Raw genomic sequence first — 25,728 nt, 5'->3', positions numbered from 1 at the left:
CTGACGATACGTATTTTGATAAGAGAAGAGTGAGTTAATTGGACAAATAGTTTCGTACTCCCTTTTCAAGCTTAAAGGAGGTGCAATAATAATATGAGTGATTTTTCAGCTGAAGATATTCAAAGAGCTGCAGATGAAGTAAGACGCGGTGGTTTCGGAGACTTTATGTTCCGTGACCCAGGTCAAAATCGTGGCACCACACGCAGAAGAACATCCAGTCGAGGAACATCCGGGCGTCGGACGACATCACGCCGGAACACCTCTAGACGTAATACATCCGGAAACCGCAATACTTCGAGAAGAAATACTTCAAGAAGAAATACTTCAAGGAGAAATACTTCAAGGAGAAGAACTTCAAGATGCTGTAAATGGTCAGGGTGGCGGTACAACTCACGTAGCAATACTCGAATAAATAGATGTTGGAAAGACGGAAATATGTGGAATTTAAGAGTCCGCAGACGCTAATAAGTTTAAAAACAAGAGGGGATGGAAACTTAGTTTCCTTCCCCATCTTTTGTTATGGTCAAAATCTACTTTTTTTCAGGAATGGCACAGCTGCCATCTGCACAGCTAACCTCGTCTTCGGTGGAAAGATCCTGCAGCACTGGTGTTGGAGACTCTTCCTCCCAAACTTTTTGTAGTGCCCCCATGAAAGTTTCCGTCGGTTGTGCACCAGAAATGGCATATTTTTGATTAATGACAAAGTATGGAACACCGCGAACACCATACTGCTGTGCAAGGGATTCATCTTGACGAACATCAGTTGCATAGGCTTCCTTATCATTAAGGACTTGCAATACTTCCTGGCGATTTAATCCTGCCGCTTCAGCTAGGTCTGACAATGTTTCAATATCCCCAATATGCTTCGACTCTGTAAAGTAGGCATGCAGCAGCATTTCTGAGACGGCGGCTTCCTTCCCTTGTGTTTTTGCAAATTTAGCCAAGCGATGAGCATCAAACGTATTTGTTGGCTTCATCTCATCAAAATTAAATTCCAACCCAACAGTGGCTGCCTGCTGCCCCACCCCTTGATTTGCTTCCTTCGCTTTTTCAACACTCATTCCATATTTTTTTGCTAATACTTCATGGATGTTCTGTCCAATATTTTTTGGAGAATTTGGGTCAAGTTCAAAGCTTTTGAATTCAACTTCTACCTGATCCCTATGTGGAAATTGATCTAACGCCACTTCTAATCGGCGTTTCCCAATATAACAAAACGGACATACATAATCTGACCAAACTTCAATTTTCATATAGACACCTCGTTTTCTTCGGTTAAACTTTATAGTAACACAAGGTCAGAGAAAACTATTCATAGTTGCTCATGATAAATTGGTTGATTCTACCTGCAAAGAAAGTAAAATTAACCCAGTGTAGACTAAAGGATTTTTCTCGTAAAATGGAGAATATTGATTAAACTATTCAAAAAATAGCACGAGGTGATGATTGTTGAAAGAATGGATGAAGGAAATTGAAATTAATGCTCCCATCGATCAGGTTTGGGGATTGTTAAATGGCTCATTGGAGGATATGCAAAAAATTATGCCGCAAGTCGTAGATCATCAACCTGTAAAAGTGACTAATGAAGGTATCGGCACTATCTACCGTCAAAAATATAGGGAAGGTAAACGAATCGAGGAGTATGATGTTGAGACCTTAGAATATGTGAATATTCATGATAAACGGAGATTAAAAGTGGGCTTTACGCTGGCCAAGATGTTTGAAATCACCGCTTTGTATGAATTAACGGCAATCGATGAGCAGAAAACTCTTTTTAAATACACCTGCACAAACCGACCTTTAAAGGCATTTCTCAAGTTATTTTTACTTTTTTCCAGTGATAAAATAGTTGTTCAATTTTGCGAGCGAGTTAAAAAAGTAGCTGAAGAAGAATTTAAAAATACCAAAGTGCTCGTTAAATAGCCTAGTTAATATATAGCTATCTAAAGAAAATTCCACAAGCTTGAAGCCTGTGGAATTTTCTTTTTTTATCTCTATAGAGCCCTTAATTGGTTTGGTTCAAGGAAGTAAAGTAATTCTTTGTTCACGGATTCTTTGGTTAATTCCTCCCAAGCCTGTTTATAAAAGGTTAATTGGCTGCTATAGAATGATTGGAGCTTTTCGTAGTCTTCGACCTGTTTTGCTCGGTCTGTTTTATAATCAACGATGTTCCATGAGCCATTCTTTTTGTAGATAAGATCAATCGTTCCTTTGACGTAGAAGGGATGGATATCTTCAGGATTTTTAGTGATTAACGAATAAAGAGTATGGCCCTTTTCAACTTTTATCGTAAAGGGAACTTCTGTCAGCACTTCTTCCGCTGTCACTAACTCATCCCAAAGGAGTGATTTTTGCAAGTTTTGCAGATAAAACTTTACTTCTTCCTCTCTTTCGATAGGAAGCTTAAATTTGTTTAAGGCAACCTTTATATAATTAGAAAGTTCATGGCCCTGAACAGCTTTTTCAAAGACATCATGAATCAGCGTTCCCCAATCCTTTCCACCACCCGATTCTCGTTCAATCATGATTAACTCTGAATAATCTTTGTCTTTTGTTGGCGACCAATGTTCAAAAGTTTTCATTTTACTTTGGTCAAGCCAGGCGTTTTTACTAACGGTTTTCGCCTTAAATTCGGAGAGGGTAATCTCTTCTTCCCATGAATGAATTTCAACAGCCTCTATCTCAGGAAGTTCCATTTCCTCGATGTTTTCCATTTCAAAAAGGATATTCCAAGGGTTTTTCTTATTACCAGTGTGAGAACTGATGATTAGTGCTTTTTCGGCACGAGTTGCTGCGACATAAATAATCCGCTGCTCTTCTTCGGTAAGGTACATTAACTCTTCTGTCTTATGTGTCTCCCATTCAAGTGGAATCGCAATTTCTTTATCCGCATAGCCATTCTTCACTGTAAACGTAAAGTACCCTTTAGAGGTATAGTCCTCACGTTTAATATGCTGTGATAAAAAGGATTCAGGACTGACTGACTTGACTGGATGTGCCAAAAAGACAATTGGTGCCTCTAGTCCTTTTGCTTTATGAATATTCATAATCCGAACCGCATCTGCGTCTTCTTCAAGGTTTGCAACCACTGTTTTTTCAAAAATCAGCTCGGTCAGTGCTTCGATTACTTGTTTATATGTTGTATTACCAGTCGTCTCCTGTTTACGAAGGGCTTCTAGCATTTGGAGTAGACTTTTATACGTTCGTTGATTCCGGCCATTTTTCAAAAGTAATGGATAGAAACCGACCTCTTCGATGATTTTTTCAATCGCAGCTGTTGGCGACAGCGTCCGAATTAGCTTTTGACATCGCTGCAATTTATCCCATGTTATTTCAAATTTATCTTTTAGCACTATCGGAATTTCAGCTGGTATCTGGGCGTAAATGGAAAATCTTCCACCAGCTTGTTTCCATTGATATAGTTCTTGATCACTGATACCGAAGAAAATCCCCCGTAACACAGCAACGAAGCCCACTTCATCGGTTGGGTCCAAGAATGATTTTAACAGGATCCATAAATCTTGGAACTCTCTTGTTTCACCAAGAATAACTTCACCACTAATACTGACAGGAATCCCCATATCCTCAATCGTTTTCGCATAGGAAGCAACGCCATCGGTATACCTGGTCAGTACCATGAAATCCTTGGCATTATGGCCTTGCTCGATGAGATTTTGAATGGTCAGAGCGATGTTTTCAGCATCGATTAATATGACTTCTTCCTTCTTTTTATAATCGGCAGGAACGGATAACCGCTTCACACCTGTAAAGCCCTCGCCTTGGTCCTCATGGAAGGCTTTTAACGGGCGATAGGCGGCTTGGTAATCGGATTCCACTTCAGGTAAATGCTTTTCAAACACTTTATTTAATTCCTTAGTAACAGTGTCAAGTGTCCGAAAATTTGTCGTCAGCTGGAGCACTTCTCCTCCATGCTCCTCGATTAACTGTTTGACACGATTGTATGTATCAATATCGGCGCGTCGAAAACGGTAAATAGCTTGTTTGGGATCACCAACAACGAAGAGTGAGCCTGCTTTCGGTTTGCATTTTGTCCAGATTTTTTCATTAATGTCATCACTCGTTAAATAAAACATAATCTCCGCCTGAATCGGGTCGGTATCCTGAAACTCATCGACGAGTAAATAGCGATATTTTGCTTGGAAATAGGCGCGAACTTCTGGATTACCTTTAAGCAATTTTGATGTATGGATCATTAAATCTTGAAAGTTTAGTAGTGATCTCTCTTTCTTCAATTGCTCGTAGGTTTGGACAGCATCTTGTAAAAAATCGATAATAATGGGATGACAATATTCTTTCCAAGCTTGTATAAGCGGTTTGATGGATACTTCAAACACTGCTGTAATTTTCTCTTCATAAAATTTTGCATCTTCCTTGGCTGTCCAGCGATTATAGGTTGGCTTTAAGTTCTTATCAAATAATTCAAAAATACTAATGATGTCCTTTTCCTTCGAAGGATTGATGAATTTTTCCTTTTGGACAGCCGTTAAAATCGCTTTTTGTAAACTATCATACCCCTTCGGAGGTTCCTCCTCAGGAACGCATCGTTTTGCTTCTTTAATTAGGAGCATAAATGATTGGTATTCTGGCTGCAATACTGGTTTCGGGACACTTTCCGTCACCCATTCCACATCGGAATATTCCTTTAGCCTCTTTAACCAGGGAAACAGGTTGTCAACGGATATCCCTAATTCTCCAATGAGTTCAAAGTGATGCGGTTCTTCATTGATTAAATTTTGTAAATGAAGTTGCCACGCTTCTTCTAAAATATCTAAATCATCGGACTCTTCAAGCTCTTTAAAGGTTAAATCTAAATTTGCTTCAATCGGGCGCTCTCGGAGCAGTTTTGCACAATAGGCATGGACCGTTCCTAAAAAGCAGCGCTCAATATTTTGCAATGCCTCACCTAAACGAAACTCGATATCAAGGTCCAGTTCTTTTTTCCACGCTTCCTCTAATTTTGCTTGAAAACGGACCTTTAACTCATCAGCGGCCTTTCGTGTAAAAGTGATCGCAACAATTTCCTGAATTCCTGCTGTCCCTGTATAAATGAGGTTGACCATCCGATCGACTAAGCTCGTCGTTTTACCAGAGCCAGCACCAGCTTCAACTAAAAAATTCCTCTTGAGTTGTGATTTAATTTTATCCCGGGCCGCTTGATCGAGAATTTCCTTAGTCATATGCTCTAACCCCCTTTAACTTTTGGTTCGACTGCTTCATTTCAAGGATTTCTTTATCATAAAAATGGCGGCGGCAAACAAGCTTATAATCACAGAATTTGCAATCATTCACATCATCAGTCATTTCAAAATGACCATGCTTCACAGTATCAATCAGTTTTTCCAAAATATCTATACCATTTGTTCTGAGTGTACGGTCCTGCTTCCTCGTAAACCTCTGTGCCAATCCTTTTGGGGTCGGAAAATAATAGGAGCTCTCCTCGACTGCACCCTCGCCAAGGTTTAAATGCTGTTCGATGGCCAAGGCATAAATCATGTGCTGAAGCTGTCGACCGCCTTTGAAGGCTGCATTTATCGCATAACTGTACGTGCTCCCCGTTTTATAATCGATAATGTGATATTTACCGTCCTTGGATTGGTCCACACGGTCAATAATCCCTGAAATTTTTACTTCTCCTGATGGAAGAGTAATAATCGCCGGATCCTTTTCACCAATCCCAAAGGAATACTCAAAATGAAGCGGATCGTAATTTTCGCTGTGAAGCTCTTCTTCTTTTAGAAAAATCTCACAGCAAGCTAAGATGTCACTCCGTTCACGTTGATAGACTCTTTCATTTGGCGGCGGCTGCACTTCCTTTTGCTGTTCCATTAAGTTTTGAGCAATCGTTAAAATGAGTTCCAAATGGTTCTCGTAAGAAGGCTTGGCATGATCTTGTTGTAATTTTTTATAAAAGTTTTCAAAAATACTATGTAGCAGGCTTCCACGGGTAGCAGCATCCAGCCATGTGTTTGCGTCAAACGAAAAGTCATCGACAGGCCTAACTTTTAACACTTCTCTCAAAAAATAGGAATACGGACATTTTGCAAGTGTTTCGAGCTTGCCCGCACTCAGCGTTTTCTCCTGATTGAGACGTGGGTCATATTGCTCGTCATCAATTTGAACCAGTCCATCATATTCAGAGAAATTCCCGGTATTTCGTGCGGTTTCGGCAGCGATTCCCTGTTTAACATTATTAAAATGGGTTAGAATCCCTTCATTTAGCTGATGTGAACTATCATTTGTTAATTTTTCATTCCAGTAGTCTTTATCTTCAAAAATATCAGTAGCGATGATTGATGACGGCAGTGACTTTAACGATTTAAATTCGGCATCTATATTGCCTGTGATTAAGCGGTAGCATTGCAAGACAACAAATGCCGGGTTAACGACACGGTTTTCGTTCATATCGAAATGGCAGTAACTGACCGTGACATGACCATTTGAATTTGCCAAAACTTGTAACAGTGTATACAAGTTCTCTTGACCCTTTTCACGAAGTAATCGCAGGCCGTTCCCTAATTGAATCCTCTCTGCATCGAGCAAGAGTGGATCTTCACTTACATTACCAGGAAACTTCTTGTTATCAAGTCCAACAAAAAATACATTTGGTCGACTATTGTATATTCCAATCTTATAAGTTGAAACGTGAAGGTGACCGGGTTTGGGCCGAGCTTGATTTACACGAATGGATAACAGCAGGTCCTTCACCTTTTCAAACAAATCATAACTTGATAACGATTCGTCTGCATAAGGAATAATCGTTTTGATTGCTTCAAGTAAGGTTGATTTTGCTACCTCATCGAGAGCTGAACTTGTTTTACAATTATACTTAAGTAGATAAGCGATCCCAGTTAAACATTTTTTATAATTCATGGTTGACTCTAAGGGTGGAAGTTTCTTAAAGATTTCTTGAAAACACGTCCAAATCCATAACATATCTCTTGCTTGATTCTCATAATAAGGGTCTTCTTGATGTTCGAGAACCATATCACTTAAGCGGTTTAATTCCTCACCGAGCAGTTTAAGGTAGCGTTCCTGGGACCAGCCAATTTGAAGATCCCTGAGCACTCTGGTCATTTTTGAATTCGACATCACCACTTCATCAAGTCCAACAAATCCACCCTCTATAAAAGGAACACCTTTCCCCATCACTATCAAACCCTCATTCAACAAATCAAGAAAGGCTGTGACACTATAGTTGGACTGCATCCATGCTATTAATCCGGAAACGAAACGGCCCGGTCGGCTAAACGTAACCGGCAGTCCTTCACCAAAAGTAATGGGCAGATCCATTTTTTGTGACAGGTGATAAAACTGGGTTATGTATGCATCGGCATTTGTATAATAAACAACACTCTCATCTAGTGGAGATTTTGCAACCTTAATCTTCTCTAGAATTTGTTTAACTTCCATTTCTTCTGTTTTAGCAGTAAATACTTCTAAGTTTGGCTCAACGCTTGCTTCTTCCTGTTGATAGAGAAAGCTAAGCGGAGTCGGGGGTCCCCAATGAACGGAACTAAGGCTTGTTCGCTCAGGAGTATTCACGCCCAATACGGGTGCAAGCGGCAGCTTATAAACTTGCTCAGGAATAATCTTTCTCAGGAATTGGTCTTCTAGGTTTGATAGGTTTAAACCGGATTGTAAAATAAAAACTCCCTTTTCATCGACCTCAGCAGTTTCAAGTGCCTTATTTATGCTCCCTGCCTTGTCGATAAAGTGATGAATACTTAATGTATTTTCATATTCAGCAAGGATCTCATAAAAATCCTTCGCTTTGTCTGGATTGATAAATGCATTCTTTTTCAGAGTGTCCTTTGTGTAGCCAGCCAATCGTAAGGTTTGAATCGTTGTAAAAATGGCATGACTAAAGGCTGGCGTAATTTCCATTCCTGCAAAGTATCGGAGCTTATCTTGGTTCTTCAACTCTTTAAGGAGATTGTAGGTAAAATGAACACCAACTGTGTGATCTAGGTTATTTTGGGGTTGATCTGAAATCAATTCAACAAAAATTTGGGCAAGGTCATTCACTGTTTTATACTTTAGATTAATTGCTTGAAATCCTTCCTTAACGAAAGCCTCATTAATTTGTTCCCCGATCGAATGAGAATCAACGATCACGACTTTTTCTTTATAAGGAAATTTAGTGCAGATTTGGTTTAGTTCGTTTATTAAGGCTTGCATGGGAACCTCCAACTTTCTAAATGAAAAAATAATTATCTACCTAATTCACTCTGTTCTAGTTTCATATTTGAATTTCCTTCAATATTATTGAAAAAACATATTTTTTTCAAAGTTGGTAATAATAACCTCGATAAACTTTGAAAGGATGGGATGTTTGATGTCGTTAGAATGGTTTGACAGAGTTTGTGGAGAACTGCAAGAACACCTGGAATCTATTTGCGAAGAATACGATCAGGTTGGCCAAATGACAGTTGAAAGAGCTGCCAAACATCCAAGGATTGAGTTTTATGTCGATACCGCAGATGTTGATACCGAAGAACTGGAGCGTGATTATTTTTGCTCACTGTTCTTTGATCCGCAAAACGAAGAATTTTACATCGATACATTCGATGTTGACAGCGGACATACGGCGAAGGTCATCCTTTCAGACATAGAAGACCTTATCGAGGAAGTTCACGCCAGTCTTCATGATTACATGAACGGCGATGATCACTATACAGATGATGGGGTCTATCTTCAGACCAGCGAGGTCTTTGATGATGATGATGAGGTCGAAACAGTTTATGTGGAAGATGATGAGGAAGAAGAGTATTATGAAGCGGAACAAGTCAACAGCGATGACATTTTTGAGGAAATTGATGTTGATTGGTCCACCCCTGAGGTAACGGCCTTCAAACATGAAGACGAAGTCGAAGTAACCTATCAATTTGGATTGGTTCAAGCCACTGGAGACGGTGTCCTTAAGCGCGTTAATCGGATCTGGACTACTGACGATGAATTAATTAAAGATGAGTCCCATTTCATTTTTAGTAAAGAAGAAGCAACCACCATAATTGCGATGATTGCCTCTCATATGGACCAATTAAGCGAGTTTGAATTTTAAGCAAAATTAGCCTAATACAACGAGCATGCCTGAGCGGTATGCTTGTTTTTTTTCCAAAAATAAAAGTTCTCCAAGGTAGGAGAACTTTATGATTACTCAACCGTGTAATCAATTTGAATAAGGTCCCAAGCAGTGATTATGCCAAGGGGGGACTCGCCCGCTTTCCCATGTTCAGTGATAATGACACCTTCTATTTTCCGCTTCTTCTTATGTGCTTTTTCAAAAATATTCCCAACCTCAAAAATATTAATATCTTTTGGGACGATTTCTATCGGATGTTCCTTCTCATATGTCATTATATCTGACACATGGATATCGGAAAGATTGACATAGCTGTTCTCCATATTTTGTGACATCCATTTCACAATCGAACTTGCTGTAAGTAAGCCGACACATTCTTTGTTTTTATAGATTGGAAACTTTGAATACCGTGTTCTTTAATTGCGGCTGTTACCTTTAAGATACTGTCACGATAATCAAAGTACACTACATTTTTCGTAGCAATTGACAGTGCATAATTAGGACGGCTAAAAACATTGGCGATTTTTTCTATATGAGAAACAACTTTAGCATTGGGCTCGGCAATATAAAAACCAATCTCCATTTTTTCATGGACAATTGCATTCCGCAGCCTTGCATATTGCTCTAAATCTTTTTTATAAGTCTCAATGATTTGATATTTTTTCGCGCCAACCTTCACAAGAACAACAAATCTGTCATCATTTATTTGGACGATATCCCTCAATGCTTCGTGTACTTGGTTGTATGCTACCTCAAACCGTTCAGAAAGTAACTGTCCTTGTTTTTTATTCATATTCATTGGACTCTCCCATGGTATAGCTCTTTTTTATTATTTATTCATTATAATAATAGTAAAATCAATACTTTAAATTTTCAAGAAATTAATTTCCCCACTTGTGTTTGAGCAGTACAATTTCCTCTTTGTGGGTTATTCCTATTGATTGGCTAAAATAGTAATCAGCAGATCCTCCACCTTTTTTCCCTTTGAATCATCCATTAAGTTATTTAGAAGGATTGAAAAAATTAAGGTTTGTCCACTTTTTGTTTTCACGTAGCCTGATATTGAACTCACCGTTGAAATGGTCCCCGTTTTTGCGTAAACTTTTCCTCGAACCAAAGGATCCTTCATCCGATTTCTTAAAGTTCCGCCGACCATCTTTTCACTTTCACCGGCGACAGGTAATGAGTGAAGATAACTAGGAAACCACTTTTCCTTTTGGACGGCAAATAACAGCTGCGTCAGCTGGTTGGCTGGAATCAGGTCGACATGAGAAACGCCTGAACCATCCCTTAGCACCAATGTGTTGGGGTTAACCCCGTATTTTGTAATCTCAGTTTTTAAAACGCTTAGTCCCTTTTCCCAGCTTCCTTCCCCTTTCACTACCCGGCCCATTTCCTTAATTAATATTTCAGCATGGACGTTATTGCTCAGTTTCATAAACGGAACCAGCAGCTCAGATAACGGCATCGATTGATGTGTCGTTAAAATTCTTGCGGAGTCAGGCACCAATCCTATTTTTAGTTTTCCTGTCACCTGTATCCCGTGTTCTGTTAAGGATTGGTTCAAAAGGGACACGGCATATCGAGTGGGGTCCCAGACTCCAATCCATTCCTTTTCCGTTTTTGCCTTTGTTGGGATGGTTCCTTCGATGGTTATGATGTTCCTCGCGTGTTCCCGTTCGATGGTGATATCCTTTTTACCATCCTCCGGAACAGTTACTGCGTGGTTGTTTATTTTTAGATAATTTGTCTTCGGGGTTATTTTCACGATCGGCTTGTCACCTTTTTTTGTTCCGGGCTGCACGAGTACCTTGACCGATCCTGAATCAAAGTCTCTGGTCGGTGAGGCGGTGAGTGCGGATATCTGTGCGCCGTAATGGGTCGTTTCGTCGCTCCAAGGGAGGTCGAGTGAATAGCGGACATTATCATACCAGGAATCGTCTCCAACAAGATTTCCTTTTATCTTTTTGATGCCGCGCTTCTGAATGTCCTCAGCCATTTTATCAAAGTCAGATTTTAATAAAGTTGGATCTCCCTTCCCTTTTAAATATAGATTTCCGTTAAGAGTTTTCTTTTTTACCGTGCCATCCGTATGTAACTCCGTCGTGAAGGTGTGGTCTTCTCCGAGGATAGTAAGGGCAGCTGCAGCTGTTAATAGTTTCATATTGGAAGCAGGTCTTAAGCGGACGTCGCCTTGGTGGGCATAGATGATTTTTCCGTCCGCAGCCGTACGGATGCTTATGCCGGCAATTGCTCCTTTTAACGCAGGTTCGTTATTTATTAGGTTATTTATCTGCTGAGCCATATTTTCCATGGCAGTTGCTTTTATAGAAGGAACGAATACGGCAAGCACCGTAATGAAGATGAGGGTGTAATATTTAAGTTTGTTAATCAAGCTTTGGTTCCTGCCTTTCCTTTTTCCTTAGAGTTTGTCCGAAAATAACAAATAATATCATCGATGTTTTTTTATTGGACAACCGCAAAATTTCCAATTTTTGTCTAAACGCACAAAACCCATTGAAAATGGCACAAAAACTGGTGAAAATGACACAAAACTATCCCAAAATGGCACAAAACCCCTTCAAAATGGCACAAAGACAAAATTCACCCGCAACACTGTCAAGAATAAGGTGTAATTTTATACGATTCTCTTCACCACGTTGATATTTTTACTAAGATAATCCCAATTCTGCGGTGCCGGCAAACTTATTTGCCAAAAAGTCATCCCAGCTAATTGATACATATCAATTAACCTATACTTTTCTATAAAACTCCTAATATCTTCAAACCATACCACATGCTCCTCATTACCCTGCCAGTAGCGAAACCAAGGTGCCCTAGCCGTGATATCAAACTCGATGTTCTCAGGCAGTGATATCGCTTTATTTTGAGCAGCAAGTACCGAAAAGGCTTGGGTTGAATTCGTACCAACAACCTTGTCATACCCATATAACGCCACGGCGATTTGCAGTTTACGAGAATTAATTTGTGTCACCGAGTATTGAATCACTTGCTCTAGCCACGGAATCGGGGCAATCGGATCGGGTGGCCCCCCCGGGTAGCCATAATCCATGGTCATCACCGCCACGATATCAGCCACATTGCCAATCGACACATAATCATAAGCACCAATGATTCGATTCGTTGGAATATCAGCTGTTTTGGCGTGAACATTTACTTGTAAAATAAGCCCGTCTAAGCTGCGCTTTAATTCTGTTAAAAATAAATTGAAATCATTTCGTCTAGCCGGTGGAATAAATTCAAAATCGATACTGACGCCACCGAACCCTCTTTGCCTGGTTAAGTTGACCAAGCTCGCTACCAAATTTCCCCGATAGGTTGGATTTTCCAGGACACGCCCTGCCAACTCCGCGCTGAAATCATTTCCGGCAAGATTTCGGACCATCAATAATGGGATGATCTTCAATTGATTACTTCTTGCAACCAGGGCTGCATCCTCGCTCACATTAAACGCATAGCCTTCCTCTGTAAACGAATAAGCAACAATCGCTAAATAGGTTAATTGGTTAGCTAAACTATTAATTGTGGCAAGGTTTGCACTTTCAGATGATGGCACTAAAAACCCTAGTGTTTCGAGAGATACTCTTATTGGAGTGGGAACATTTATGATTTGGCCGATTACGAGCAGGTTGGGATTAATCCCTGGATTTGCAGCGAGAATAACCGAAGGATCGACCCTAAATTGTTGAGCCAGCTGCCAGATGTGATCGCCTGCTTTAATTTGATAGTAGCGGAGTGGAGGCAAGATATCCGGAAGATAAAGTGCAAGACCCGGGACGATGGAACTTGCTGAAGGTAACCCATTTAGCTCTACAATCGTTTGAATTGAAACCCCATACCTCGTGGATATCGCCCACAAATTTTCACCTGCGATAACAACATGAACAGCCATCTTCTCACACTCCTTCATTACTATCATATGGGCGAAAGCTGATAAGTTATTACACATAGAAAAACGAACTTGCCGACTGACAAGTTCGTCTTCCTATACCTATAGTCGCGGGTCAATCGGATCCGATTCCAGCGCCAGGACAGCTAACACACATTCATGGTAGCGCTCCAGTGACTCTTTTCTAACAAAACGATTCACCGCTTCCACACCTAAGGCAAATTCCTTTAGGGCATTTCGTTGTTTCTTACCTGCATTTCGCAGCTTAAGACGGGAAAGATTTTCTGGTTGTAAATAGTCGATGCCGTAGATAATATGCAGATACTTTCGGCCTCTTACTTTAATGGCAGGCTGTAAAAGCTTGCCTTTATGTCGTGCCACATAAGACTCCGGTTTGACAACAAAGCCTTCATGTCCATCCTCCGTCATTTCTTCCCACCATTCGATGGCTGATTTCATGGAGTCTTCATCGTTAACAATTCGATATTCCGTTTCCCCGAACAAATCCGAAAGGACGCTAAATTCTTTATTTTTCTCCATATGCCACGTGTGCGGTTTATCGAAAAAGGTTTCATTACTGTGGGCAAGTGTGTGAAAAGGAGCAATTTCAATTCCCGCTAAACCTTCCGTTTCCCAGCAATACTTTTGATACACTTCGTTAAACACTTGGGCATTGAGTATCTTTTCATCCGTTTCCTCGAGCCAACTTGAAACATCCTTACCGTTATCCAAAGCTTTTTTCAACTGCTTCTGTAATTTTCTGCGATCAAGCAATGCCATCTCACCAACATGAGCATATTGATTCATAATTAATTCTTTTGCTTTTAGATTCCACGGAAGGATCTCAGCGTCCATCAGGACAAAATCAGTTTTGTATTTTTCAAAATAACCACTCAAGTCAATATTTAATACTTGTAATATTTGTTCTTCCAGTTCTTTTTTGAAAAAGGCCCGGCCAGTCCGCGTGTATATCGAACCTAATGTTTCCCTGCCGATATACTCTTTTGCGGTTTCTTTATTTTTAAAAAGAAACAAAATGCCGCGGCTGCCCATATGCTTTTTCTCGACAACCATCGTGTCAACACCATTCGCCTGATAGTATTCAAATGCTTCAATCGGATGCTCTAAGTATCCTGCTAAACTCGATGGTTTCGGTGTCGGGCTCATCGTCGGTGGAAGATAGACAATCTCCTCAAGCGGCAATGTGTAATGGGAAAGGTCATCCAGTGCTGATTTCGTACTATCCGCATAAATTGCAATCTCCCCATACAGTTCCGTTAATACCGAATATCCTTCTAAAAATTTTGCGATATTGGGCGGTGCCAGCCTTTTACTTTCCAATACCTTTAATGGATTGTCCGGCACATTTGCATAATCTGCTTTCGCTTTGACAGAAACAAATTTCCTTTCCGGAAAACAGTATGCCGTTAGGTTGCCACCAAAAACAACTCCTTGGTCAATATTAAGGGTGTTATTAACCAATAATGGCTGAGTTCTAGGATCATGCCCCCAAAGAATAAGTTCGCTGGACTGATGAGTAATTGACCAATCTTTTCGGACGGGTTTGCCGTTTTCGTCAAGGCCATCCGAGTCTCCGTAACGACAGAAATCGGAAATGCGCGGCGATTGTTTGCCGATATAATGGTCTTTGATTCCTGCATGGACTGCAACAGCGACGTTGACTCCATTTTTCTGGATAATGTAATGTGATTTAGCCTCTAACAGCATGTCTCTTATTTGTTCCTTTAAACGATCGGCCTCATCTTTACCAAATTTACCTTCATACTCATCAAATTCAGCCTTTACATTTTCATCACCATGAGCAAGCGTAACATCCTTACCGTCAAGCCAGCGGGCGATTTTCCAACCATGATTACTGTCAATCATATAGGCAAGTCCTGCTGCCACATGCTTTTGAAAAAATTGCAGCGTTTCGATCGAACGAGGTCCCCTACTCATCACATCCCCAAGGGAAAGGATTTTCCGCCCTTCTGGATGGATAAAATAACCCTCTTCATTTTCTATATAACCAAGCTTTGACAAGATTTCGCTAAACTCTTCAAAGCATCCGTGAATATCCCCAATAAAATCAATGCCATTGCCAACATCAATTAGTAATGGATTACCAAGTCGGTTCACATTTAAGACTTGCAATTCTTCTTCACCGAATATGTAGCAGCGCCGAAAGCCCTCCTTTTTAATGGAGCGAAGCGTCTTCTTGAAATGTTGGTATTGCTGCTTGATACGATTTTTACCTCTTGGGAAATCCCTCTCTAAGTCACGTCTGAGTAGTTCAGTTTCTGCCAAATTCAGCACGATTGCAATGGCCGGAACATGATACCTCTTTGCCATTTGCAGGTATTTCTCACGCTCGTAATCACGTAAATGAGTAGCATCGATAAAGGTTAATTTATTGAGGCGGCAACGTTTGGCAATGATATAATCCATCGCTTCAAAAGCTTCTTTTGAAATTTGTTGGTATTCATTAAAAAGAGCATCTGCTTCATATTTAGGTCGCCGATTCCAATCAATAAATTCAACATCGCTAACTAAAACACGGAACTGATCGGAACTTACTACTTCCGATGCATAAATCTGTTGTTCTTGCATTAATTGATTTATTAAAGTCGTTTTACCCGAATTGGACGGGCCTACAAGTAAGACGATACCCGCATGAGGCAAATTAATTTTCGCCATCATCCCTCCTCCCTTCTGAAAATAACCATTTGAGTAGGATGCCCGTATAGTTGGTTTTCTTCACCGATGCCTTTATAACTTACTTGGTATGGATAGATTTTTGTCAAAGCTTCCACTTTTTGGTGAAGCTGAGCCCTTGTCCATTCAAAGCGATGATCGTGGTGTCTCATTTCCTCATTCATATCATAGACAACATTGTATTCTTGGTTAGGCGTGGTCACGATCAACACTTCTGGTCGATAGTCTTTAAAAATCGTCTCGAATACCCTTGTTAACCGGTATTCATCAATATGTTCAATCACTTCACATAAAACCATGACATCCTTGTTAATCAACCGTTCATCATAATAAAATAACGATCCTGCTAAGGACTTGGGTTCTACAAATTCACGTTTCGCCTTTTCAAAGTCGAATCGTTCCAATGCCTTTAACCGAGCTTTATTCGATGGTTCAACAGAAAGTATCTCTTGCACCCCTTTAATAAATCCCAGCTGAACAGATAACTTCCCTTCACCAGCACCAAAGTCAACAATGGTGGCTTTTTTTGGCAGGGCCTCAATATATTTAATAATCGCTTCGTAACGAAGGTCATTTAGACGGATTTTCGGAGGTTCATGCTTCTCCTCGGTTTTCGTCTCTTTTTCATAGAATCTTGACTGTGAAATCACCTTTTGAAACCGTAACGAACGTTTTAAAATCAGCGCCTTTTGTGGATGTACCTCTAACCATCCTTCCCCGTAGCGGTCCAACTTTTCCAATTCTCTTTCGTCAATAAAATAATGCTTATAGTTATCAATAACGGGAATTAAAATCGAAATATGTTTAAGTGCATTCTGGAGCGTTTGTTTCCCTAACAGGGTAATAAATCGGGCAAGGTTTTTTTCGCGAATAAAACTTTCCCCGTATTCCATCTTGAGGGTGTAACCCATTGGAGCAAATAACGCTTCAAGTTCCCTATTGCTCAAATCAGTAGCAATCGGCCCAAAGGTTAATTCCATTTCAAAGGAATGCTCGACCCATGAAGCATATTCCTCTGCTGGTTTCCCATTCAGTGCAGTCCCCAGCGCTTTACGAATCGAGGAAACAAAAATACTGCTTGCCGCAAACTCGCGGTCATTTATGTAATGGGTAATATCAAAAGAATCAGGTGAGTTTTTTACTAGGTCAATTGGGTCCGTTTTAACATAGATTAAAAACTGTACTTCCTCGCTTGAAAAAGTCGGGTAGACCAGACGGACAGTCAACCCTTTCTCTCCACGCTCATATAGATTATTCGGATTTTTAGCTATAAGGTAAGAAACCGCTTCAGCACCAGGGCCTCTCACTGTTAATGATAGTTGCATTCATTTTCACTTCACTTTCATAGAACGAATTATCAGAGTTTTATTTTAACATATTTACATTAATTTGGTTTTAATTGAAGAATAACCCGGGTTCCTAAGGTCAGAACACCGGGTTATTCTTAATATTCATCATATCGATATCTTCTAGTCTTCGCTGCATAACAGGCCTCACAGGTCGGAAACGAATGATCCCATGGCAGCTTCTTTCCGCAGGTTTTGCATTTTTTAACGAATTTATTTATATCCGTTTTTAAGCGGTCCTGCACTTTATCGCTGACCTCTTCTCTTAGCCGCTCCCAATAGATTGATGTCGTTCGCTCTCCTAGTCGATATAAAAATAACAAATGAAGTCCAATTGCTTTGTAACTGAGTTCTAATTCCTCCAAGCTTCGTTCCTTTACAATCGGTTCTGGGAGTTCTCTCCCATGGATAATGGCATACATTTTTTCTTCCCATTGCTTCGTTAATACTGGCTCATTTTTTGAAAAAGGCAGATGTAAAAATCCATAAAGGTCCATTAAGGATAAACGTGCTTCAATTTCAGTACCTGCTACCATTTGATACAACGACTTTTCCTCGGCAAGGGAAGCTTTTTTCGTTCCGTTTGGACTTTCAAATTTCCCCCATAATTCAAAAAATGTACCTAAGTCGTGATAATACCGTTGAAAGCGTTCAAAAACTGAATTGGTTGGTGCAATTGCAAATGTATGAACAGGCTCATCCTCCTGCAAAAGTAAGTTTCTCATTTTTCTGATATCACTAGTAAAGGCCACTTTGCCAATATTGTAAATACCTTTTCGACCTGCACGTCCAGCAATTTGCTTCACTTCTTGTGATGTCAGCAGTCGTCGTCTAGTCCCATCAAACTTATCATTTTCTAAAAAAACAATCCGTCGAATCGGCAGATTTAAGCCCATTCCAATCGCATCTGTAGCAACGATGACTTTTGTTTTTCCAGTGTTGAATTGCTGAATTTGCTTTTTTCTTGTTTCTGGCGGCATGCTGCCGTAGATCATGCTGACAGCATGTCCGTCATTTTGCAGTCGTGAGGCGGTTTCAAGAACGCGCCTTCGTGAAAAACAAATCAGCGCATCGCCTTTTTTAATGTGTTTAATATGAAACTCCTTCGTTTCAACCTCAAGAGGAGTATCACGGCTGTATTCATGAACTTCGATATTGGAATTACCTAAAAGCTGGAGCAGCATGGTTTTTGAATTCCTACTTCCTATGATATGGACTTCCTCTGCATTAGCTTTCGTGATTGCCTTATACCAGGAAAAACCACGGTCTTTATCGGTAATCATTTGTGCTTCATCAATGACGATTATTTCATAAAACTCTTTTTCATGAAACATTTCCACGGTGCAGGAAATATGATTAGCACCAGGGGTGATTTTTTCCTCTTCCCCAGTTTTTAAGGAACACGGCGTCCCCTCAGCGTTTAATTTATCAAATACCTCAAGTGCTAATAATCGAAGCGGTGCTAAATATAACCCGCGATAAGCATCTTTCATTCTTTCTAGCGCATGATGGGTTTTCCCTGTATTGGTTTCGCCAATGTGCAGGACATAACGGACCTGACGTTGTAACGAAGGGTCGTATTCCGTTGCAAAGATTTCCTTCATCATCCGCTCTTCTTCTGCTTTTTTCCGCTCGAGTTCTTCTTGCGCTTTTTTTTGTTTTTGCTCGCGCGCTTGGAAGTCTTTTTCAAAAATTTCTTTATGAACCTTTGCATCAAAAGGTATTTCTGCCAAACGTATTAAGTCCGACAGGTATTCAGCTTGGATATCCTCAATAAAATAACCCTCGACATCATAAAGAACCTGAGCAATGCTGCCCTTTACGAAGGACGCCGATAGTTTCTCAAGAAAGGTTTCATGAAAATCATCCTTAAGTTTTTCAGAAAGCTGCTCTAATATTTTTTCCGGAATAAGCTCAGACAAATAGTCAGCAATTAAGCTTTCATAAACGAAAAAATAGGTTTGATATTCATAAAAACTCCTGCCCCAATTCAAAGTTTTATGGATATCCCCTGTCAATTCTTCAAAAAAGGTGGCAACAGTTGTATAGGCTGAGGGGTTAAAATGACCTTCATCCACTAATTTTTCTTCTAATGCAAAGGTATCAACCGATTGAAACTTTACATTATTTTGTAGGTCAGCCACTAGTTGTATTGCAACGAAGTAACGAACATATAAATAAAACAGCTCATATTGTTCTTCCAAGATCCCAACAGCGGCATCTTCAATCTCACTTCTGATCAATTGCTTCTGTTCTTCAAGCTGTTTTTGTTCTTCTCGTTTTATAAAATTAACCTTCGCCTCCTGATACTGTTTCTCCCACTCTTCTTCTTTACCTGAAAATGTTTCATGAACCCACCCCATCGTATCAAAGACATGATAGGTTCGCATTTCATCCCTAAATAACTTATTGATTAGTTTTTTGTCGATTCCCTGTACCTCGAAGCCTTTATCAGTTAAATATTGCTTTTTTTCATTCCTTGGAACATCATTGGTCGACTTATTTAGCCAAACATTGGTCCAAATTTGCTCAATATAATGATTTCTGTCAGCTAGGTATTGTTCAAAGGTTGGCAGTGTTTCTTTCGTTTCGAAATAATGGTTAATATCTTCATACACTTTCAATTTTGTATGTTCTATCGCTTGAGGGTATATAGTGGTTATTTTATTCATTTATTTCCCTCCTTTTCTAGAAAATGTTTTGTTAAGTCCATTCTATCACAAAACAAAAAACCGAACAAGCATTCGGTTTTAAAGTTGATGCTGGCTGCAATATTGATCCACTAGGTCTTCGATTTGATCCAGTTCAGGAAACTTCCCTGAGAAGTGAAATTTAATTTCCTCGATGAAGTTATCCTGATTATATACATGAATGGCCCCATTTTGCTGAATGACACTAAATTCTGGTACAAATCGATAACCGCTGCGTTCAATAGCCCCCATTGTAAGTCCCCTTTAAAATAATTTTTTATAGTATTTGCATAAAATGGGCGTCTATCCAATTACATCACAAAAAAAAGGGATGGTGCATACTGCAACATCCCTCGTTCTTCCTTTATGCTGTTGTAAAAACTTCTTGTTTATTTTGTTCATGGCGAATGGTTGCTTGTGCTGCAGCCAAACGTGCTAGTGGTACGCGGTATGGTGAACAACTGACATAATCTAGGCCGGTTTTGTAGCAGAATTCAATCGAGCTCTTTTCTCCGCCATGCTCGCCGCAAATACCTGTTTTTAAAGACGGTTTTGTTCCACGGCCAAGCTTCACGCCTGTTTCAACTAGCTTACCTACGCCGTCTTGATCGAGGACAGCAAACGGATTTTCCGGGAGCACTTTATTTTCAATATAAGCTTGCAAGAACTTGCCTTCCGCATCATCACGGCTGTAACCAAATGTTGTTTGTGTTAAATCATTGGTTCCAAACGAAAAGAAGTCAGCTTCCTCGGCAATTTTATCCGCAGTTAAAGCAGCACGCGGAATTTCAATCATAGTTCCAATCGTGTACTTGAAGCTTTTTCCGGTTTCTTCTTGAACAAGAAATGCCGCATCAATCACTAATTTACGCATATCCTTTAATTCATTCACATGACCGACCAAAGGAATCATGATTTCTGGTTGCACTTCGATGCCTTTGTCAGCGAGCTTAGCTGCTGCATAGAAAATGGCTTTTGCTTGCATTTCATAAATTTCTGGGTAAATCATCCCAAGACGGCAGCCACGGTGGCCTAGCATTGGGTTAAACTCATCTAATTGGCGGACCTTTTTCAGCAATTGTTCTTTTTTCTTCAATTCTGGTGATTGTGGATCTAAGATTTGAAGCTTCGTTACTTCCACTAACAGTTCCTCTTTATCCGGTAAGAATTCATGTAATGGTGGATCTAGTAAACGGATAGTTACAGGTAATCCTTGCATAGCTTCGAAGATTCCTTCAAAGTCCCCTTGCTGCATTGGCAATAACTGGTTCAAAGCTTCCATTCTCTCATTATAATTTTCAGCAAGAATCATTTTTTGCACGGTTGGAATCCGTTTTAAATCCATAAACATATGTTCAGTTCGGCATAAGCCAATTCCGCCTGCGCCAAATTCAAAAGCTTTTTTTGCATCCTCTGGGTTATCTGCATTGGCACGGACCCCTAATTTACGCTCTTGGTCTGCCCATGCAAGCAACATTTGGAACTCATCCGATAGTTCTGGGTCAATCATTGGAATCTCCCCAAGCATAATTTCACCAGTAGAGCCATCAATCGTTATGATATCTCCATAATTAATAACTGTCTCACCAATTGTAAATTGTTTAGCTTTCAGATCTATCTTTAATGCTTCACATCCGCAAATACACGCTTTCCCCATCCCACGAGCGACTACTGCAGCATGGCTTGTCATGCCGCCACGGCTAGTCAAAATTGCTTGCGATGCAACGATACCATGGATATCATCTGGAGTGGTTTCAGGACGAACAAGAATTACTTTTTTTCCATCATTGTTTAATTGCTCTGCTTCATCGGCATTAAACACGACTTGACCTGTCGCTGCACCTGGTGATGCTGGCAAGCCTTTTGCTAAAACTCTCTTCTCAAATTTGTCGTCAATCCGGCGATGCAGCAGTTGATCTAATTGTTCCGGGTCAACACGTAGCAATGCCGTCTTTTTATCAATGATTCCTTCTTCGACCATTTCCACGGCGATTCGAATCGCTGCTTGCGCCGTTCTTTTTCCATTACGGGTTTGCAGGATAAATAACTTACCACCTTCCACCGTAAATTCGATATCTTGCATTTCTTCGTAATGCTGTTCCAAGCGCTTGCAAGTATCAGTGAATTGCTTATATACTCCTGGCATTTCATCTTTTAAAGTAGCGATTGGCTGTGGAGTACGAATCCCTGCCACAACATCTTCCCCTTGGGCATTGATTAAATATTCACCGTAAAGGACATGCTCACCAGTCGATGGATTTCTTGTGAATGCCACACCTGTGCCTGAATCATTCCCCATGTTGCCAAACACCATACTTTGAATATTTACAGCTGTTCCTAAATGGTCAGCAATTTTGTTAAGGCGGCGGTAGACAATCGCACGCTGATTATTCCAAGAGTTAAAGACTGCATGGATGGCAAGGAATAACTGCTCTTTGGGATCTTGCGGGAAATCCTTTCGTTTATGCTTTTTGACTATTCCTTTATAGCCAATAATCACTTCTTTCCAGTCATCAGCACTCATTTCTGGGTCAGAGGAATAGCCTTTTTCCTCGCGTATTTCTTCTAATAATTGTTCAAAATAGTAGGTATCGATATCTAGTACAACATTACTAAACATCTGTATGAAACGACGGTAGGAATCATAAGCGAACCGTGGATTATTGGTTAATTCTGCTACTCCGATAACGGTTTCATCATTCATTCCAAGATTCAAGATGGTATCCATCATGCCTGGCATGGAGAAAACAGAACCAGAACGTACGGAAACGAGCAAAGGATTTTTTGGGTCACCTAGCTTTTTGCCCATTTTTTCTTCAAGACGGGTCAGGGCTTCTAAAGTCTGGACTTCAACAATTGTTGGAATGGTTTTGCTAGCTTCATAGAATGCATTGCAAGCCTGTGTAGTAATTGTAAAACCATACGGAACTGGAAGACCAATACGCGTCATTTCCGCTAGGTTTGCCCCTTTTCCCCCAAGTAACCCCTTCATATTGCCATTTCCTTCATGAAATAAATAAACTAATTTTTCCATTATTAGTAGCTCCTCTCCTTTTTTAAAACGTCTAAAATTAAGCCGGCTGTTTCTTCAACAGCTTTATTTGATACATCAATAACAGGACAGCCTAAGCGCTTCATCACTTTTTCAGCATGATCAAGTTCCTCAAGAATTCGCCCAAAGCTTGCATAGTTAGCCTGTGAGGCTAACCCTAAAGCCTTTAGACGTTCCTTGCGAATTTCATTTAATTTATCTGGTGAAATTATTAAACCAATACAATTCTTACGGGGTATTTCGAATAATTCATCTGGCGGTGGCACCTCTGGAACCAAAGGAACATTGGCCACTTTAAAACGTTTATGTGCTAAGTACATAGACAAAGGGGTCTTAGATGTACGTGAGATACCGACTAGAACAATATCCGCCTTTATGATCCCTCTTGGGTCACGCCCATCATCATACTTAACTGCAAATTCAATTGCTTCAATTTTCCGGAAGTATTCTTCGTCCAATTTTCTCATCAATCCAGGTCGATGGTTCGGCTGTTTATTGAAGCTTGTTTCAAACGCATTCATCAATGGACTTAGTAAATCTACAGCAAAAATGCTCTCTTCTTTTGCACGTCGATCTAAATACTCTTTTAATGATGGAATAACGATCGTATAGGCAATAATCGTCCGTCCCTTTTTTGCTAGTAAAATGATATCTTCAATATCTTCAAAATCATCCACATAGGAATTACGGCGAATTTCTACCTGCCCGCCATTAAATTGTGTTGCCACTGCTTTTACTACAAACTCAGCTGTTTCACCTACTGAGTCAGATACAACATAGACAACTTCTTTCTGTACCAAAATGGCAGCCACTCTCCTTAGTTTGAATTGTTTTCCATGATTTCTAAATATGCCCGCGTTATGGTGGTTTTGGTGATTCTTCCTACCAGCAAATATGTACTTTTTTGCTCCTCTATTTCCTTAACAACTGGTAAAGAGTCAATGCGATTATGGATCATCTTTTTGGCTGCTTCGAGCAAGGTCTCTTCAGGATTAATTGTAATAATATTTGGCATTCTAGTCATGATGACACTGACAGGTAATTCATTTAGATTTTGATTTCCTAGTGATGCTCTGAGCAAATCCTTACGGGAAACAACCCCTGCTAGATGTCCTTTTGTATCAACCGCATAAAGTGTGCCCACATCCTCTAAAAAGAGCTGAACGATCGCATCATACACGGAGGTTGATTTCTCAACGACAATTGGATGGGCTTTATAATCCGTTACTTTTTGGTGGATAAACCTTTTAGCCTGTTGCTTTGCTTCAAAGCTTTCATTAAAAAAATAACCTACTCTTGGCCTTGCATCTAAGTTACCTGACATCGTTAAAATGGCAAGATCGGGTCTTAGTGCAGCTCTTGTTAATGAAAGCTTCTCTGCGATGTCTTTTCCTGTAATGGGCCCGTTTTGTTTAACAATCTGGAGGATTTCATCCTGACGTTTAGATAATTTAATAATTACCCCCCCCTTATCTACATTAAATATGTTATATTCAATAGATTCATTGCAAATGTGTTATACTTATTTATATATAGTATATTACATTATGTTATAAACCGAAACAATAAGTTTTATATTTTTTTACAAAATATTAAACTATTTTTTTAAAGTAAATAAGAAACCCCGCCGTTATCGACGAGAAAGGGGGTCCAAAAAGAAAGCCATTCTGGTCTTCATAGGGTGTTGAGCTGTTCATGAAGACAAAAATGCTAAACACAATACAAAATTTGTCCTCATGGTGTGTTCATTGAGCACACCATGGGTTGAAGGAGCAAGCATAAACTAGCAGAGACAATAAAAAAGTGGAAATATAAAAAAAGGCACAAAAAAATTCCAAGTATTTACTTGGAATTTTTTTGTGCCTTTTTGACAGGGGCAGTAGGAATTGAACCCACACTGAAGGTTTTGGAGACCTTAGTTCTACCTTTAAACTATGCCCCTAAACATGGTGGAGGGGGACGGATTCGAACCGCCGAACCCGGAGGGAGCGGATTTACAGTCCGCCGCGTTTAGCCACTTCGCTACCCCTCCACATATAAAAAATAATAAAACTGGAGGAGGAAGAGGGATTCGAACCCCCGCGCGGTGTTACCCGCCTGTCGGTTTTCAAGACCGATCCCTTCAGCCAAACTTGGGTATTCCTCCATGGAAAAAGAAAATCATATAATAGTATTTTTGGTAGCGGCGAAGGGAGTCGAACCCCCGACCTTTCGGGTATGAACCGAGCGCTCTAGCCAGCTGAGCTACACCGCCAAAAAAATTATATTATTATGGTGGAGTCTAGGGGGATCGAACCCCTGACCTCCTGCGTGCAAAGCAGGCGCTCTCCCAGCTGAGCTAAGACCCCAAAATATTTTGAAATAAAGAATGGTCGGGAAGACAGGATTCGAACCTGCGACCCCTTGGTCCCAAACCAAGTGCTCTACCAAGCTGAGCTACTTCCCGATAATATGACGCACTGGGCGCTATATTTGATGAGTTAATTTACCTTCGAAAAAACATGGTGCCGAGGACCGGAATCGAACCGGTACGGTAGTCACCTACCGCAGGATTTTAAGTCCTGTGCGTCTGCCAGTTCCGCCACCCCGGCACTGTTTGGAGCGGAAGACGGGATTCGAACCCGCGACCCCCACCTTGGCAAGGTGATGTTCTACCACTGAACTACTTCCGCTTATATGGATGTTTTTTCTAACGCAAAAAACTATGGTGCGGGTGAAGGGAGTCGAACCCCCACGCCTTGCGGCGCCAGATCCTAAGTCTGGTGCGTCTGCCAATTCCGCCACACCCGCATAGTAAAAGAAAAATGGTGGAGGATGACGGGCTCGAACCGCCGACCCTCTGCTTGTAAGGCAGATGCTCTCCCAGCTGAGCTAATCCTCCATATAATACCGCCTGGCAACGTCCTACTCTC

The 25,728-nt window shown here is 40.4% G+C and carries 17 protein-coding genes, 10 tRNA genes and 1 pseudogene; 4 read left to right on the top strand and 24 right to left on the bottom strand.

Annotation, left to right across the window (positions count from 1 at the left end):
- Positions 1-93: 93 nt before the first annotated feature.
- A pseudogene (locus tag J7E67_RS32405) lies at positions 94-144 on the top strand (hypothetical protein); the annotation flags it as partial.
- A gap of 28 nt (positions 145-172) precedes the next feature.
- Positions 173-412 (top strand): hypothetical protein, encoded by a 240-nt coding sequence (locus J7E67_RS25590; protein ID WP_214733066.1) that lies wholly within the window; start codon positions 173-175, stop codon positions 410-412.
- A gap of 118 nt (positions 413-530) precedes the next feature.
- On the opposite strand, the gene J7E67_RS25585 is transcribed toward J7E67_RS25590, so the two are convergent.
- A complete protein-coding gene (locus J7E67_RS25585; protein ID WP_214733065.1) occupies positions 531-1,253 on the bottom strand; it encodes a DsbA family oxidoreductase in 723 nt (240 codons plus the stop codon).
- A gap of 193 nt (positions 1,254-1,446) precedes the next feature.
- Here J7E67_RS25585 and J7E67_RS25580 point away from each other — a divergent pair, with 193 nt between their 5' ends.
- Positions 1,447-1,923, top strand: coding sequence for an SRPBCC family protein (locus J7E67_RS25580; RefSeq protein ID WP_308160761.1), 477 nt, complete (start codon positions 1,447-1,449; stop codon positions 1,921-1,923).
- A 71-nt stretch (positions 1,924-1,994) separates the two neighbouring features.
- Here J7E67_RS25580 and J7E67_RS25575 read toward each other — a convergent pair whose 3' ends face one another.
- Positions 1,995-5,198: a UvrD-helicase domain-containing protein gene (locus J7E67_RS25575; RefSeq protein ID WP_214733064.1), complete on the bottom strand. Its 3,204-nt coding sequence runs from the start codon at positions 5,196-5,198 to the stop codon at positions 1,995-1,997.
- Positions 5,191-8,199, bottom strand: a complete 3,009-nt coding sequence (locus tag J7E67_RS25570) for a PD-(D/E)XK nuclease family protein (protein WP_214733063.1) — start codon at positions 8,197-8,199, stop codon at positions 5,191-5,193. Before J7E67_RS25570 ends, J7E67_RS25575 begins: the two co-directional genes overlap by 8 nt.
- Positions 8,200-8,356: 157 nt before the next feature.
- Here J7E67_RS25570 and J7E67_RS25565 point away from each other — a divergent pair, with 157 nt between their 5' ends.
- Entirely contained in the window at positions 8,357-9,082 is a 726-nt protein-coding gene (locus J7E67_RS25565; protein ID WP_214717426.1) for a hypothetical protein, read from the top strand.
- A gap of 92 nt (positions 9,083-9,174) precedes the next feature.
- On the opposite strand, the gene J7E67_RS31550 is transcribed toward J7E67_RS25565, so the two are convergent.
- The 21 genes from J7E67_RS31550 to J7E67_RS25465 form a co-directional block, all read right to left on the bottom strand.
- Positions 9,175-9,426, bottom strand: coding sequence for a CBS domain-containing protein (locus tag J7E67_RS31550; protein WP_251027003.1), 252 nt, complete (start codon positions 9,424-9,426; stop codon positions 9,175-9,177).
- Positions 9,427-9,443: 17 nt separating this feature from the next.
- On the bottom strand, positions 9,444-9,902 hold the full coding sequence (locus tag J7E67_RS31545) for a hypothetical protein (RefSeq protein WP_251027002.1): 459 nt from the start codon (positions 9,900-9,902) through the stop codon (positions 9,444-9,446).
- A gap of 135 nt (positions 9,903-10,037) precedes the next feature.
- Positions 10,038-11,498 (bottom strand): D-alanyl-D-alanine carboxypeptidase/D-alanyl-D-alanine endopeptidase, encoded by a 1,461-nt coding sequence (gene dacB / locus J7E67_RS25555; protein WP_251027001.1) that lies wholly within the window; start codon positions 11,496-11,498, stop codon positions 10,038-10,040.
- A 243-nt stretch (positions 11,499-11,741) separates the two neighbouring features.
- Positions 11,742-13,016, bottom strand: coding sequence for a LysM peptidoglycan-binding domain-containing protein (locus J7E67_RS25550; RefSeq protein WP_214717428.1), 1,275 nt, complete (start codon positions 13,014-13,016; stop codon positions 11,742-11,744).
- Positions 13,017-13,115: 99 nt separating this feature from the next.
- A complete protein-coding gene (locus J7E67_RS25545; RefSeq protein ID WP_214717430.1) occupies positions 13,116-15,710 on the bottom strand; it encodes a polynucleotide kinase-phosphatase in 2,595 nt (864 codons plus the stop codon).
- Positions 15,710-17,053, bottom strand: a complete 1,344-nt coding sequence (locus J7E67_RS25540) for a methyltransferase domain-containing protein (protein WP_214717433.1) — start codon at positions 17,051-17,053, stop codon at positions 15,710-15,712. The genes J7E67_RS25545 and J7E67_RS25540 overlap by 1 nt, the downstream gene beginning before the upstream one ends.
- A 119-nt stretch (positions 17,054-17,172) precedes the next feature.
- Positions 17,173-19,746: a DEAD/DEAH box helicase gene (locus J7E67_RS25535; RefSeq protein WP_214717435.1), complete on the bottom strand. Its 2,574-nt coding sequence runs from the start codon at positions 19,744-19,746 to the stop codon at positions 17,173-17,175.
- A 78-nt stretch (positions 19,747-19,824) separates the two neighbouring features.
- On the bottom strand, positions 19,825-20,016 hold the full coding sequence (locus tag J7E67_RS25530; protein WP_168244672.1) for a YbxH family protein: 192 nt from the start codon (positions 20,014-20,016) through the stop codon (positions 19,825-19,827).
- 112 nt (positions 20,017-20,128) lie between these two features.
- The gene (ppdK, locus tag J7E67_RS25525) at positions 20,129-22,798 is read right to left on the bottom strand and encodes a pyruvate, phosphate dikinase (RefSeq protein ID WP_214717436.1); all 2,670 of its coding nucleotides are present in this window, start codon (positions 22,796-22,798) and stop codon (positions 20,129-20,131) included.
- 2 nt (positions 22,799-22,800) lie between these two features.
- Positions 22,801-23,616 (bottom strand): pyruvate, water dikinase regulatory protein, encoded by an 816-nt coding sequence (locus tag J7E67_RS25520; protein WP_214717437.1) that lies wholly within the window; start codon positions 23,614-23,616, stop codon positions 22,801-22,803.
- A gap of 17 nt (positions 23,617-23,633) precedes the next feature.
- Positions 23,634-24,275: a transcriptional regulator CcpN gene (ccpN, locus tag J7E67_RS25515; RefSeq protein WP_214717447.1), complete on the bottom strand. Its 642-nt coding sequence runs from the start codon at positions 24,273-24,275 to the stop codon at positions 23,634-23,636.
- 412 nt (positions 24,276-24,687) lie between these two features.
- Positions 24,688-24,758: transfer RNA gene (locus J7E67_RS25510), tRNA-Trp, on the bottom strand.
- Positions 24,759-24,763: 5 nt separating this feature from the next.
- Positions 24,764-24,848, bottom strand: a tRNA-Tyr gene (locus tag J7E67_RS25505).
- 21 nt (positions 24,849-24,869) lie between these two features.
- Positions 24,870-24,962 (bottom strand) — tRNA-Ser (locus J7E67_RS25500).
- A gap of 31 nt (positions 24,963-24,993) precedes the next feature.
- Positions 24,994-25,070, bottom strand: a tRNA-Met gene (locus tag J7E67_RS25495).
- A gap of 18 nt (positions 25,071-25,088) precedes the next feature.
- Positions 25,089-25,164 (bottom strand) — tRNA-Ala (locus tag J7E67_RS25490).
- A 21-nt stretch (positions 25,165-25,185) separates the two neighbouring features.
- A tRNA-Pro gene (locus J7E67_RS25485) sits at positions 25,186-25,262 on the bottom strand.
- A 56-nt stretch (positions 25,263-25,318) separates the two neighbouring features.
- Positions 25,319-25,407: transfer RNA gene (locus J7E67_RS25480), tRNA-Leu, on the bottom strand.
- Positions 25,408-25,413: 6 nt separating this feature from the next.
- A tRNA-Gly gene (locus J7E67_RS25475) sits at positions 25,414-25,488 on the bottom strand.
- A 33-nt stretch (positions 25,489-25,521) separates the two neighbouring features.
- Positions 25,522-25,606: transfer RNA gene (locus J7E67_RS25470), tRNA-Leu, on the bottom strand.
- Between the two features lie 15 nt (positions 25,607-25,621).
- Positions 25,622-25,697 (bottom strand) — tRNA-Val (locus J7E67_RS25465).
- Between the last annotated feature and the right edge of the window lie 31 nt (positions 25,698-25,728).

This window comes from Bacillus sp. ISL-46 (assembly GCF_018613205.1).
This window is presented reverse-complemented; position numbering and strand designations above follow the sequence as displayed.

What these genes read in the sequence shown, in the direction of transcription:
- J7E67_RS25585 (WP_214733065.1), bottom strand. Translation starts at nt 1,253, where the DNA reads ATGAAAATTGAAGTTTGGTCAGATTATGTATGTCCGTTTTGTTATATT.
- J7E67_RS25575 (WP_214733064.1), bottom strand. Translation starts at nt 5,198, where the DNA reads ATGACTAAGGAAATTCTCGATCAAGCGGCCCGGGATAAAATTAAATCA.
- J7E67_RS25570 (WP_214733063.1), bottom strand. Translation starts at nt 8,199, where the DNA reads ATGCAAGCCTTAATAAACGAACTAAACCAAATCTGCACTAAATTTCCT.
- J7E67_RS25565 (WP_214717426.1), top strand. Translation starts at nt 8,357, where the DNA reads ATGTCGTTAGAATGGTTTGACAGAGTTTGTGGAGAACTGCAAGAACAC.
- J7E67_RS31550 (WP_251027003.1), bottom strand. Translation starts at nt 9,426, where the DNA reads ATGGAGAACAGCTATGTCAATCTTTCCGATATCCATGTGTCAGATATA.
- J7E67_RS31545 (WP_251027002.1), bottom strand. Translation starts at nt 9,902, where the DNA reads ATGAATATGAATAAAAAACAAGGACAGTTACTTTCTGAACGGTTTGAG.
- J7E67_RS25550 (WP_214717428.1), bottom strand. Translation starts at nt 13,016, where the DNA reads ATGGCTGTTCATGTTGTTATCGCAGGTGAAAATTTGTGGGCGATATCC.
- J7E67_RS25545 (WP_214717430.1), bottom strand. Translation starts at nt 15,710, where the DNA reads ATGGCGAAAATTAATTTGCCTCATGCGGGTATCGTCTTACTTGTAGGC.
- J7E67_RS25540 (WP_214717433.1), bottom strand. Translation starts at nt 17,053, where the DNA reads ATGCAACTATCATTAACAGTGAGAGGCCCTGGTGCTGAAGCGGTTTCT.
- J7E67_RS25535 (WP_214717435.1), bottom strand. Translation starts at nt 19,746, where the DNA reads ATGAATAAAATAACCACTATATACCCTCAAGCGATAGAACATACAAAA.
- J7E67_RS25530 (WP_168244672.1), bottom strand. Translation starts at nt 20,016, where the DNA reads ATGGGGGCTATTGAACGCAGCGGTTATCGATTTGTACCAGAATTTAGT.
- ppdK (WP_214717436.1), bottom strand. Translation starts at nt 22,798, where the DNA reads ATGGAAAAATTAGTTTATTTATTTCATGAAGGAAATGGCAATATGAAG.